This is a genomic window from Elioraea sp., from assembly GCF_051860475.1.
Taxonomy (GTDB): domain Bacteria; phylum Pseudomonadota; class Alphaproteobacteria; order Acetobacterales; family Acetobacteraceae; genus Elioraea.
On the sequence record NZ_JBHYDW010000044.1, the window covers coordinates 1 to 12,166 of the forward strand.

General features: G+C 67.3%; 10 protein-coding genes and 1 CRISPR repeat array. Of the genes, 1 reads left to right on the forward strand and 9 read right to left on the reverse strand.

The window, feature by feature from the left end; all coding sequences use genetic code 11:
- Window positions 1–643 (forward strand): recombinase family protein (locus tag ACTIFU_RS10100; protein ID WP_439578178.1); only part of this gene is annotated, 643 nt, incomplete at its 5' end.
- Between the two features lie 60 nt (window positions 644–703).
- A CRISPR array of direct repeats spans window positions 704–4,826; the repeat unit is 36 nt; unit sequence GTTTTGACCCCCTGAAGATCGGGTCTGCTTCGGAAC.
- 73 nt (window positions 4,827–4,899) lie between these two features.
- Here ACTIFU_RS10100 and cas2 read toward each other — a convergent pair.
- From cas2 to csm2, 9 genes are all read right to left on the reverse strand, one after another.
- Window positions 4,900–5,262, reverse strand: a complete 363-nt coding sequence (gene cas2 / locus ACTIFU_RS10105; protein WP_439578179.1) for a CRISPR-associated endonuclease Cas2 — start codon at window positions 5,260–5,262, stop codon at window positions 4,900–4,902.
- Window positions 5,263–5,278: 16 nt separating this feature from the next.
- The gene (locus ACTIFU_RS10110) at window positions 5,279–6,070 is read right to left on the reverse strand and encodes a hypothetical protein (RefSeq protein WP_439578180.1); all 792 of its coding nucleotides are present in this window, start codon (window positions 6,068–6,070) and stop codon (window positions 5,279–5,281) included.
- Complete coding sequence (gene cas1, locus ACTIFU_RS10115) at window positions 6,048–7,037, reverse strand: CRISPR-associated endonuclease Cas1 (protein ID WP_439578181.1); 990 nt, start codon at window positions 7,035–7,037, stop codon at window positions 6,048–6,050. Before cas1 ends, ACTIFU_RS10110 begins: the two co-directional genes overlap by 23 nt.
- Window positions 7,038–7,042: 5 nt before the next feature.
- Window positions 7,043–7,327, reverse strand: a complete 285-nt coding sequence (locus ACTIFU_RS10120; protein ID WP_439578182.1) for a hypothetical protein — start codon at window positions 7,325–7,327, stop codon at window positions 7,043–7,045.
- 67 nt (window positions 7,328–7,394) lie between these two features.
- A complete protein-coding gene (locus ACTIFU_RS10125) occupies window positions 7,395–8,765 on the reverse strand; it encodes a hypothetical protein (RefSeq protein WP_439578183.1) in 1,371 nt (456 codons plus the stop codon).
- The gene (locus ACTIFU_RS10130; RefSeq protein ID WP_439578184.1) at window positions 8,669–9,811 is read right to left on the reverse strand and encodes an RAMP superfamily CRISPR-associated protein; all 1,143 of its coding nucleotides are present in this window, start codon (window positions 9,809–9,811) and stop codon (window positions 8,669–8,671) included. The genes ACTIFU_RS10125 and ACTIFU_RS10130 overlap by 97 nt, the downstream gene beginning before the upstream one ends.
- Window positions 9,812–9,819: 8 nt before the next feature.
- A complete protein-coding gene (locus ACTIFU_RS10135) occupies window positions 9,820–10,710 on the reverse strand; it encodes a hypothetical protein (protein WP_439578185.1) in 891 nt (296 codons plus the stop codon).
- Between the two features lie 122 nt (window positions 10,711–10,832).
- Window positions 10,833–11,609 (reverse strand): type III-A CRISPR-associated RAMP protein Csm3, encoded by a 777-nt coding sequence (gene csm3 / locus ACTIFU_RS10140; protein WP_439578186.1) that lies wholly within the window; start codon window positions 11,607–11,609, stop codon window positions 10,833–10,835.
- A complete protein-coding gene (gene csm2 / locus ACTIFU_RS10145) occupies window positions 11,606–12,163 on the reverse strand; it encodes a type III-A CRISPR-associated protein Csm2 (protein WP_439578187.1) in 558 nt (185 codons plus the stop codon). The genes csm3 and csm2 overlap by 4 nt, the downstream gene beginning before the upstream one ends.
- Window positions 12,164–12,166 lie beyond the last annotated feature (3 nt).

Sequence of the window (12,166 nt, forward strand, 5' to 3'; positions counted from 1 at the left end):
GGGCGGCAAGGTCCCGCTCGGGTACGACGTGCGCGACCGCAAGCTGGTGGTCAACGAGGTCGAGGCCGCGCGGGTGCGCCGCGTGTTCGAGCTGTTCGCCGAGACCGGCTCCGGCATCGAGACCGTGCGCCGGTGCCACGCCGAGGGCATCACCACCAGGAGCGGCCGCCTGATCGACAAGGGCGACATCTACAAGGTCCTCAACCTGCGGACCTATGTCGGCGAGGTCGCGCATCGCGGCAACATCTACCCCGGCGAGCACGCGGCGATCGTCTCGCGCGCCCTCTGGGAGCGGGTGCACGAGGTCCTCCGGGTCAGTCCTCGCGCCCGGGCGAAGGCGAACCGGCCCCAGAGCCCGGCCCTGCTGAAGGGGCTGATCTTCGGCACCGACGGCCGCGCGCTCTCGCCGACGCACAGCCGGAAGCGGGGACGGCTCTACCGCTACTACGTCGCCCAGCGGGAGCTGAAGGTCGAGGCCGTATATCCGATGGCCTACGAGACCTTCGAGGACGTCACCGCGGATCTCCCGCGCTTCATCGAGAATGTCTACAACCGCAAGCGGCTGCACTCGGCTCTGGGCTACCTGAGCCCCGTGCAGTTCGAGGAGCAACAGGCCCGGCACCCTGTCAAAGCTGCCGCCTGACACCTGTCCGGCTCCAGGGGCCCACTCCACCGGGCGAGGAAACCGCGGCTAATGGCGTTGGTCCTGACCCCCTGAAGATCGGGTCTGCTTCGCAACTCTGGACAGTTTGCCGGGCGTCACGCGCGATCGCGTTTTGACCCCCTGAAGATCGGGTCTGCTTCGGAACCAGCACCCGGGACAGATCGCGTACCTGCCGACGTTTTGACCCCCTGAAGATCGGGTCTGCTTCGGAACTCAACCTGAAGCCGAAAGGAACTGACCATGCGCGTTTTGACCCCCTGAAGATCGGGTCTGCTTCGGAACGCGCGGCGATTTGCTGAGTTGGGCGCCTGACGCAGTTTTGACCCCCTGAAGATCGGGTCTGCTTCGGAACGCCGCCCCTCGACGCAGAGCCAAGGCCGAAAGGTTTTGACCCCCTGAAGATCGGGTCTGCTTCGGAACGGGTCCGGCGGCTGGAACACGACTCGGATCGGCGTTTTGACCCCCTGAAGATCGGGTCTGCTTCGGAACGCATCGTCGAGCTTTGCGACCGCGCCATCGGCGTTTTGACCCCCTGAAGATCGGGTCTGCTTCGGAACGAACAACGCGTGGCGCGACGGCGTGACGGCCGACGTTTTGACCCCCTGAAGATCGGGTCTGCTTCGGAACAGGCCCCGCCGCGATGATGATCACCTTCAAGCGTTTTGACCCCCTGAAGATCGGGTCTGCTTCGGAACAGCCGTTCACCGGCGACCTGACCGCCCACCGCGAGGTTTTGACCCCCTGAAGATCGGGTCTGCTTCGGAACATGCGGAACCTGACCGAACTCCAGCGCGCGGCGCGTTTTGACCCCCTGAAGATCGGGTCTGCTTCGGAACCGGTGCGGGCGCGAAGGGCGTCGGCGGTGCTGGTGGGTTTTGACCCCCTGAAGATCGGGTCTGCTTCGGAACAGCCTCGCGACGTGGACAACGCGCGCGATTGGTGCGTTTTGACCCCCTGAAGATCGGGTCTGCTTCGGAACTACCGTCTACGCGGTAGAGTGCCCCTACGATCCGTTTTGACCCCCTGAAGATCGGGTCTGCTTCGGAACCCTGCGTGAGCGCGATACCGCCGGGCACGGCGTTTTGACCCCCTGAAGATCGGGTCTGCTTCGGAACAGCCGCCCAGACACCGACGCGCAGCACGTCGAGTTTTGACCCCCTGAAGATCGGGTCTGCTTCGGAACGCGGCGGTGGAACAAGGCGGCCGTGAACAACTGTTTTGACCCCCTGAAGATCGGGTCTGCTTCGGAACCCGCGAGCGCGTCGGCTGGTCGATGCGCCAGGCGTTTTGACCCCCTGAAGATCGGGTCTGCTTCGGAACACCGAGATGACGCTCAAGAAGATCGCCGCCGGCCGCGTTTTGACCCCCTGAAGATCGGGTCTGCTTCGGAACACCGCGCCTACCACAGCCTTGCCGCGGCCAAAGTTTTGACCCCCTGAAGATCGGGTCTGCTTCGGAACCCCACCTACAGCGCCTACCTCGAGGCCCGCGAGGCGTTTTGACCCCCTGAAGATCGGGTCTGCTTCGGAACCGGTAGCGCGGAATCAAACGGAGAGGAGAGACCGAGGTTTTGACCCCCTGAAGATCGGGTCTGCTTCGGAACCACAGCCTTGCCGCGGCCAAAGCGGCGGCCAAGGCGTTTTGACCCCCTGAAGATCGGGTCTGCTTCGGAACGCAGGACAACGGCGAATGCGGCAACGGGCTGCGTTTTGACCCCCTGAAGATCGGGTCTGCTTCGGAACCTTAGGCGGCAAGGTCAAGTTCCCCCGCTGCTGGATGTTTTGACCCCCTGAAGATCGGGTCTGCTTCGGAACACCAGAGAGGAGAGACCGAGATGACGACCTACGTTTTGACCCCCTGAAGATCGGGTCTGCTTCGGAACACATCGACCGTGTGGAGCATCTGAGCCGCCCAGAGTTTTGACCCCCTGAAGATCGGGTCTGCTTCGGAACACGATGCGCTATCGCATGATCCCCGTGCCGCGCTGTTTTGACCCCCTGAAGATCGGGTCTGCTTCGGAACCGAGCAGGTTGGCCACATGTGCTGGCGGATCGCGTTTTGACCCCCTGAAGATCGGGTCTGCTTCGGAACCCGGCGAGCGTCTCGCCTGTGTCGAGCAGATCGGGTTTTGACCCCCTGAAGATCGGGTCTGCTTCGGAACGGCTGCGAGTGGCTGCTCACCCAGGTCTATGAGTTTTGACCCCCTGAAGATCGGGTCTGCTTCGGAACGGCGTGGATGGGCTGTCACGCACGACGGAGACGTTTTGACCCCCTGAAGATCGGGTCTGCTTCGGAACCCCACGGATCTACGAAGTGCGCACGCGCGGCGTTTTGACCCCCTGAAGATCGGGTCTGCTTCGGAACGAGAGGAGTAGAGACGATGACCGACACACACAAGTTTTGACCCCCTGAAGATCGGGTCTGCTTCGGAACATGAGCTCGCGCTTGCCATCCTGATCGACACAGTTTTGACCCCCTGAAGATCGGGTCTGCTTCGGAACGCCCCGCGACGCTGGCGTTGGCGCGGGCCGTGAGTTTTGACCCCCTGAAGATCGGGTCTGCTTCGGAACGGGCAGCGCGGATGTGAGGACGGCCAGCACCGGGTTTTGACCCCCTGAAGATCGGGTCTGCTTCGGAACGCGTCAGCCGTCAGTATCCTGGCCAGATCGCCTATGTTTTGACCCCCTGAAGATCGGGTCTGCTTCGGAACGGACGATCGCACTAGTGACGCCACCAGCGTGGTTTTGACCCCCTGAAGATCGGGTCTGCTTCGGAACATGCGCCGTGCGGCCGAGCGGTCTGGGCGGTGGGTTTTGACCCCCTGAAGATCGGGTCTGCTTCGGAACTTGGCGGGTGGTGCTGAACGTGCATGCCTCTCGTTTTGACCCCCTGAAGATCGGGTCTGCTTCGGAACGCTACACCCCGCGGATTTACGAAGTGCGCACGGTTTTGACCCCCTGAAGATCGGGTCTGCTTCGGAACGGCCCCGCATCCGGCTCAAGCGTGGCGACACTGAGTTTTGACCCCCTGAAGATCGGGTCTGCTTCGGAACCGTCAAGCAAGCCTACTGGCGCGCGTATTCCGTGTTTTGACCCCCTGAAGATCGGGTCTGCTTCGGAACATAGGTGGACCGTCACGCGGCCAGGCCGTTGGTTTTGACCCCCTGAAGATCGGGTCTGCTTCGGAACTGCGGGGACGCGTGCACTTGGGCGGCACTGATCAGGTTTTGACCCCCTGAAGATCGGGTCTGCTTCGGAACGATCGGCGGCGGGTGGTGTTCGGCCGCGTCGCGGGGTTTTGACCCCCTGAAGATCGGGTCTGCTTCGGAACCGACAACCGCCGGTATACGGTCCTGCGCGAGCGCGTTTTGACCCCCTGAAGATCGGGTCTGCTTCGGAACGTTGCGCAATGGCCACCTTGTCGGCGTCTTGTGTTTTGACCCCCTGAAGATCGGGTCTGCTTCGGAACTAGCGCGGAGCGTGGTATGGCCCCATCGCAAGAGTTTTGACCCCCTGAAGATCGGGTCTGCTTCGGAACGCCGCGATAGACGAGGTGGCTCGCCTGTGCGGGTTTTGACCCCCTGAAGATCGGGTCTGCTTCGGAACCCCACATGACCGCGCACCGCCCGTGGGCAGTGCGGTTTTGACCCCCTGAAGATCGGGTCTGCTTCGGAACTCAGAATTGCGGGGAAGAGCCAGACAGTATGGTTTTGACCCCCTGAAGATCGGGTCTGCTTCGGAACGGCTGACACTGGCGAACGCGTGCGCATCTTTCTGGGTTTTGACCCCCTGAAGATCGGGTCTGCTTCGGAACGCTATCCCGGCTGGGCCGCACGCGACGATGAGTTTTGACCCCCTGAAGATCGGGTCTGCTTCGGAACACGGCGAGCAGGCGGACATACGTCGCGTGATCGGCCGGTTTTGACCCCCTGAAGATCGGGTCTGCTTCGGAACGCTGAGATGGCCGCCGACTGCGCACACTCTGTGCGGTTTTGACCCCCTGAAGATCGGGTCTGCTTCGGAACGCCCATGTGATCTCGCATCGCCCGTGGGCAGTGGTTTTGACCCCCTGAAGATCGGGTCTGCTTCGGAACGCCAGTACGCCGCCGACGTGATCTGCGCCATCGGTTTTGACCCCCTGAAGATCGGGTCTGCTTCGGAACTCTTGCCGCAGGTAAGGCCAACGATGTCAATGAGCTGCGCGCCGCATTCCCAGGATCCGGCAGCCACGCAAGGCTATCCCCCTCGCCGGCGGCCGGTCGAGTCCCCTCCGGACCGCACCCCCGCCTCGCCTGCAAGGATCCGCCCGAGCCCCTGCGAGCGCGCCTCACCCAAGACAATGCCCTCGGGCAGCGCCGTGCCGATGGTCGTAACGACCGCAGCCTCAGGCACCGGCCAGGCGCGCACATCGTCATGCCGCCGGTTGATCAGCCGCGCAAGGCCGGTCCACACCCGCTCGAACTCAGCTTCGCTCCAGCAGCCGACGAACAACGAGAACTGCAGCCGCGAGGCCGACTTTTCGAGATGCTTGGCAACCCGGCGCAGCCGCTTCGGCGACGTGATGTCGTAGCCCACGATCCAGGTACGGCGCGCGCGCATTCGCCCTTGCGGCCCCTTACAGCGACTCGGCGAGCACCGCAGCCAGCCGAGCCAGCAGCCGGTCGCGCCGTGGCGCCAGCTCGGCCGTCTCGAACGCGCGGATCGCAGCGCGCCGGGACGGCGGCATCAGCACGCCGGCCGCATCGAGCTCGGCGGTCGCCGCGAGCGACCGCACCGGCGGCCACAGATGCCATGCGAGCACCCGCCCGAGCGCCTCGGCGAGCCCAAAGCCGCCGGTTCGCCGCATCAGGAACTGCGGTCCCGCGCCGCGACGCGCCAGCGCCTCCGCCACCATCGCGCTCGCGAGTCCCGACATCAGGTTCGCCAGCGCCGCCGCCACCGCCGGTGCGACGCATCCTTCGAGGCAGCGTCGGCGCACGGCGGCCGGCCGCAGGTCCGCGCCGATGTCGCAACTGCCTCCTCCTTCGCGCCGCACCAGCGCGAGGATGGCGTTGCGTTCCTCGGCCCGGCAGAAGTCCTCGAGCCGCCGGCGGAAGCCCGGCGCCGAGGCTGCGGCATCGAGCAGCGCGGCGAGATCCGCCCGCGCCGCTGGCGGGTGGACAGGGACCAGCGCGCCCGCGAGTGTGCCGCGCGCGCCAAGGAACAGCACCGGCACACCACCTTCCAAGCAGGCCATCAGCGCCTCGGTGCGCCACTGCACGCGCGGCCCGTGAACGACCACGCGCGCAAGTCGCGGCAGTGGCGCGAACACGTCGGCGATGCCCTGTCGCCGCAGCCTAAGGGCGGGGCCTTCGACGAGCACTGCGACCGGCCGGTCGGCGCCGTCAAGATGCAGGACCTGCAGCATCGGTCGTCTGCTCAACGACACCCTGCGCGGCGGCACGCGCCGCGCGCACGAGCGGACGGAGGCCGCGGCGCAGCAGGCGCCGGGCCGGCAGGAACGCCTCCTCCCACGCGGCATAGAACGCGAGCCGGCCGGCCTTGCCGAGCAGGCAGGCCTCGCCGTCGCGCGTGAAGTGCGCCTTGCGCAGCACTTCCTCAGCGAACAGGCGCCAGACCAGACGGTCGAGCACAGGGCGCAGCGGCTCGACCAGATCGCAGGCCAGACTGTCGCGACCTGGCGCCAGGGCGTGGAGGAACCCGACCGCGGGATCGAGGCCGGCGAGATGCGCCTCGCGCACCGCCTCGAAATGCCCGAGCGTGTAGGCAAGCGAGAGCACGGCATTGACGGGGTCGCGCGGCGGGCGGCGGTTGCGCCGGACAAAGCCAAGCGACGGCGGAAAGAGCGTCGCATAGGCCTCGAAGTAGGCTGCCGCTCCGGACCCCTCGAGGCCCGAGAGCTGCGCCTGCGACCACGTCTCTGCCGCATGCAACCGTGCCAGGCTCTCGGCGAGCGCGTCGAGACCGCGCTTGAGCGGCAGCCGCCGATCGGGACGCTGCGCAAGCGCCGCTCGCAACAGCCGCGCCTGACCGACCAGCTTGTGGCGCACGATGAGCACGGCGATGCGGCGGCGCGCCTCGGCGTCCAGCGCCAGCCGGAACTGGCCGAGCCGGATCGCGGCGTCGGCATGCGGTCGGCCGAGCAGGGTGCCGGCGGGCTCGCTGCGCCGGCCGGACAGGACGATCAACCCGCCGCCGGCGCCGGCGATCGCGGCAATCGCGCCCGTGCTGATCCGCGCCGGTCCGCGCAGCACGACCCGCTCGAGCGGGGCGAGGGGCGTGCGCCACAGGCCACCGTCGCCGCTGCGGATCGTCAAGGTTCCGGCCTCGGCCTCGATCAGCGCCTCGCGCCGGTCGATGAAGAGCGTGGTCATCGCCGTCAGCCGACGATCAGGAACGGCCTGTCGGAGGGTGCGCGTGCTACGCCGAGGCAGCGCTGCGGCATACGCGGATCGAGCCGAAGCGCGATCAGGCGGTCGGCGTGCGGATGGAGCAGCCGGCGCAGCCGCGCGAGCAGAACATGGCGTTCGGCCTCGCTCAGGAAGCACTCATGCGCCGACTTCTGACCGCCGACCGCATGTGCGCGTACGATGTGCAGGGCGCGGCGCAGCCGACGGCGGCTGGCGACATCGTAGGCGACAAGGTGCAGCGCGCGATGCGACATGGCGCTGATGATGCGCCGTGCTGCGCCGTTGTGAAGCGGCGACAATGTTGCCGCGCGCGGGAGGACGTCAGAAAGTGTCGGGTGGCGTGTCCGGGAGTTGCGGCGGGTCGGTCGCGGCGTTGACCGCGCGCAGAAGAGGAGCGACGACGCGGCTGCGGAAATGACCCATGAACTCCGCGAAACGCTGCCAGTCCTCAGGCCCGAGAGGGGTGGCGCCGTGCGCGAGGATGGACGCGTTGCGGCGATCGATCATGTCGCGCAGGCGCCCTTCGCCATCCTTACCCTTCTTGCCGGAATACCTGCCGGGATAGGGATCGCGCAGGAAGCGGTCGATCGCGCCCTCGCGCTCCTTGGCGGCAGCCAGCTTCAGCGTCTGGACAAGGCCGGAAAGCGTCTTGGCGTTGCTGCTGTGCCGGTCGGCGATGCCGGCGCGGATCACCTCCTGATCCGTGATGCGGGACCAGTCGAGCTTGTCCACGTCGATCTGATGGTGCGACCGCAGCCGCCACTGCCCGACCCATTCGATCAGGCGATAGCAGCGGGCGATGGCGTCGTCGTAGCGGCCGCGCTTGGCACAGCGTTCGGCATTGCGCCAGAGATCGGCGATGCGCTGCGCCTCCGAGTCGCGGCATCGGCCGGCAAGGTCGCTGAATGGCGCGAGGTCGGGATGGTGCGCTGCCATGCGTGCGAGGATCTGCGCCGCATCGGCATGACGGAAACGATCCCACAGGTCGAACGCCTCGGCGGCGTCGGCAAGGTCGCGCAAGCGCTGTCTTGCCGCCAGTGGCGCCTTCTCGTCGGTCGCGATGTCGTCGAGCAGCGTCCGCGCGCCAGCGGCACATTCAGCATAGGCGAAGTCGCGCCAACTGGCACGTAGTCGCGCCTCGACCCGCTCGGCGATGAGCCAGTCGATCGGCATAGCGGTCGGCCGCTCCGTGCCCGGTGTGACCTTGTCGAGGTTCTCGCGGCGGCCGGCCATGAACTGCACCTCGGCTCCGGGAGTGGCGAGCGCGCATTCCAGGATCGCCGTGGTCATCGACTTCGTGCCACCGGTGTAGTCGAACACGAGGCGGGCCTTGGGGTAGCGGTCGCGCAACTGGCGCAGCGTCTCGCGCAACGCGAGGAACGCCGCCTCGGGATCGTCCGCCGGCACCGTCAGGAGCTCGTGCGGCAGCGCGGCGAGCTGCGCCGCCTGGAGGATCGCCGGGACCTCCTCGGCCGATCCAGGCTGCGTGCCGTCCCGCCGTGTCACGACGAACAGCGCGAAGTCGGGTCGGCGTGCGGCCAGGGCGCTGATGATCGGCGCACGCGATCCTCCGACGGAGGCGATGAACAGCGTGGTCAGAGCGTCTCCTCCTTCGTCACCCAGCCAAGCACCCAGCCGAACGGGATGGGCGTGCCGTCGTCGAGGCGAGTGACCGTGCGTGTCGATCCCCACTCGTCCGGCTGACGGACACGCCTGCCAGGATCGCGGGCCTGCGGGAAGTGGCCGCGTCGGACTCCGTCCAGCGACTTGCTCTCGAAGTGGCCGAAGCGGCCGAGGCGGAGAAGCAGGTAGTTGGGTGCACCCTCCGGGCCGGCTTCGGCCGCCGTGGTGCCGCCCGGAAGCTTCACCTGCTTGAGAAGCCGATCCATCGCGGCGCAGGTCTTGGGCACATCGCGGAAGAAGCGCTCGCGCTCGCCTTGCCAGACGGACCAGTGGAACCGGGACGTCAATCGGAACAGCCCCCTCCGGCCGAAGCCGCTGCGCGAGGCGATCGTGAGGGCAAGGTCGAAGGCCGTCGGATCGTTCGCGGCGTCGCTGCGCGCGCGTGTGCGCTCGTAGTGCATCTGGATACCCCCGAACCTGCTCGACGAGGCGGGCACGCCACCGCTCTTGATAACCTCGGCTTTGTCGATCAGTAGGGCGACGTCAGGGAACGCGGAATCGGCCACGCCGAGGAAGCCCAGGGGATCGGTGGACGTGTCGGTAGGGTCGATGCCGAGCGCTGCCTCCATGGCAGAGTCGTGCGTCCAGCCGTCCGCCGGTCTCTGGTCGCGCGGCAGGCGTGCGCTTGCCAGCGCGGTACGGAACGCTCCCTTGATCGATGAGCCGGGGATGTAGGGTTGGCCGCGGGAACGGACGAAGGCGCGCACCCCTCCCGTGCGCAGGCGCGAGGGATCCTGAAGTGCCGTCCGCAACGCGTCGAGCGAGGCCGAGGAGATGGGCACCCGGCCGGTCACGCACCGCTTGCCGGCGGCCCGCAGAGCCGCCGCGGCATCGGCGAGCCTTCCGCCATTCAGCGCGGTCCGGAAGCGCGTCCGTTCCTCCGAGCTCATCCGGCGCACAGCCTCGATGGGGTCAAAACGGCAGAGACTTGGCATTGGCCTGTCCTCGAGCACGTACTCGTCGAGGCGAAGCTCTGTGCCGTCACCGACATGCAGCGGCGTCAGCGGCACGCAGTGGAGCAGGGTCCGGGTGATCATCCGCCGTTCGGTCAGCACAGCGACCATCACTGCGCCTCCGTATACGGGATCGCCAGGTGGAAGGCGTTGTGGCCGATACGGGGATCGTCGCCCGTGTCGTCCTGGTGCACGCCGGTCACCCAGGCGCCGAACGGGCCGCTACCCGCGGGGGCGAAGGTCGCGCCGGCCTCGGCGAGCACGATCGGCAGCTTCCAAGGCCGCTTGCCTTCAACCATCATCTCGCGTCCGACCTTGCCGAACAGGACGTATCGGCGCCAGCGCGCCTCCGCCATATTGGGTGTGATCACACCCTGCGAGAGCGACAGCATGCGTCCGGCCCCACCGGCAGCAGGCATCTCGGCCAGCCAGGCCGCGTCCTCCCATCCCTCGACGCGGAAGCGCCCGCGCCCGAAGGCGGCGTGGCGGCCGAATCCAAGCTCGCCCACATGCACGAGGAGCGTCTCGATCTGCGTCGCCGGCAGCACGCTCTCGATGTAGACATCCGCTGTGATCCGGCGCGCGCCATCCCGCGGCGGTTCAGGCCAATGCTCGTCGGCGAACCATAGCCCACCGCCGCCCGCCTCCGGCGTCCTGCCCGTCTGCCGATCGATGCGATTGTGCGGGCTGCGGGCGGGGCGCAGGAAGAGTGGATCTTGCGCAGGCGCACCATTCCTGCCTCCTCCAGCGAGGAGCCGATCGAGCACCGCGGCGGTGGCTCCGGTGCGCAGGCGACGCCAAGCGTCGAGCGTGATGAAACGGCGCTTCTTCAGTGCCTTCGCCGCGTCCGCCGCCGATAGCGCGGCCCGGGCCGAACCGGTCTCGCCACTTTGGTCTGGCGCCTGAGGGGCAAAAATGATGGGCCGCGGCAGGTGATCGGCCGGCAGGAGGTCGGAAATCAGGAACGGTTCGGCCGGCATCCGGGTGAGCCAGGCGCGCAAGGCATCGCGTCCGTTGCGTGCGCGTTCTGCCCAGCAGAGATGACCGAACAGCGTGCCGGAGGTCGGCGGTGTGCCGAACGGTGCGGCCGGATCGAGGTTCAGACGGAAGCGGCGGAGCGGCATCAGGCCGGCCCACTGAAGAGCTCCGCCGCCCCGATGATGGAGGGCGGTGTTGCGCGATCGAAGCGATGGCCGCGGAAGCGGTTGTCCAGAGGATGGCGCGCGTCGGCGGGTGTCACGAGGTGAAGGGCTTCGAACCGGATTCGCCCGTAGCCGCGCGAGCCGGAACCGCCAATGGCGTCCTGCTCCAGGAGCCACAGGCCGAGCAGCGTCCAGTTCAGACAATCGAGGTCGCGCGCGCCACCGTCGCCGGTGTCGTAGAGGCGGAAGATGAGTTCGAGGTCGAAGGCGACACCCGCAGGCACACGCTCTTGCGTGCGGAGTCCTCCATCCAGCGCCTTTCCCTGAATGCGATCGATCGTGACCTCGGTCTTCTCTTCGAAGAAACGCTCGGGCGCCTCGCGGTAGCGGCCGCGATCCTCGTCCGTCAGCGGGCAGTCGCGCACGATCAGCCGCGTCGGCCCACCCCGCCACTCCTTCAACGCGTTGCCGAAGATCCGCAGCACCGGGTCGGCAGGATCGGTCGGCTGGCCGCCGTCGTAGCCCCAGGCGTGTCCGTCGTCGCGGATTGTCCCGAACGCCCACTCCATAAGGAAACGCAGACGACCCTTGATCGAGGAACCAGGAATGTAGGGTTCGCCGGTGAACGGGTGCTTGATCACCGGGTTGTCGATGCCGCCGATCTCGACGCTGTCCTTGCCGGCGCCGATGTGCAGACCGGAGAGCAGGCGGATCCGCCCCTCGATGCGGGCACGGCCCTTTTCGCGCAGCTCGCTCATTCCTCGCCGCCTCTCATCTTGATCTCGAACACGCGGTGATAGGCCATCACGGCCTCGAAATGCGGCTGGAAGCCGCGCTGGAAGTCGTCCTTGCCCTTCACCGCAGCGGCGTGCCGGGTGAAGAATCTGACCAGCTCGACCGGATATTGATTCTGCCGGCCGCAGGTGTAGGCGGCCTTCGCCTTCAGCAGCGCCATCTGCGCCTGCACCTCGTCGTCGGGGATGCGCGTTGTTGCCAGATCGAGGCGGCGCTTCAGCGCTGTCGCCTCGGCGTAGAAGCGCCGGAGCTGGCTCGCCGGGATCCGGGACAGCCCCTGCGCGGTCGTCTTCGCCTCCTCGTCGAGAAGCTCGGCACGCACGGCCCCGCTGTTCGGCGCGAAATAGACCGGTGGCTGAGCGGGCGGGCGCAGGGCCTCCTCGATCTCGCGCGTGCGGCCGCCGGCGTCGCTACCGGACGCGCGGTGGCCTGGTGCACTGCCGGAGCCTCCTGCCGGAGGGCGCTGGCCGGGCGGACCGCCGCGTCCCGGCGCCATGTTGCGTGGTCCGTACGCCATGCC

What these genes read in the sequence shown, in the direction of transcription:
- cas2 (WP_439578179.1), bottom strand. Translation starts at nt 5,262, where the DNA reads ATGCGCGCGCGCCGTACCTGGATCGTGGGCTACGACATCACGTCGCCG.
- ACTIFU_RS10110 (WP_439578180.1), bottom strand. Translation starts at nt 6,070, where the DNA reads ATGCTGCAGGTCCTGCATCTTGACGGCGCCGACCGGCCGGTCGCAGTG.
- cas1 (WP_439578181.1), bottom strand. Translation starts at nt 7,037, where the DNA reads ATGACCACGCTCTTCATCGACCGGCGCGAGGCGCTGATCGAGGCCGAG.
- ACTIFU_RS10120 (WP_439578182.1), bottom strand. Translation starts at nt 7,327, where the DNA reads ATGTCGCATCGCGCGCTGCACCTTGTCGCCTACGATGTCGCCAGCCGC.
- csm3 (WP_439578186.1), bottom strand. Translation starts at nt 11,609, where the DNA reads ATGAGCGAGCTGCGCGAAAAGGGCCGTGCCCGCATCGAGGGGCGGATC.
- csm2 (WP_439578187.1), bottom strand. Translation starts at nt 12,163, where the DNA reads ATGGCGTACGGACCACGCAACATGGCGCCGGGACGCGGCGGTCCGCCC.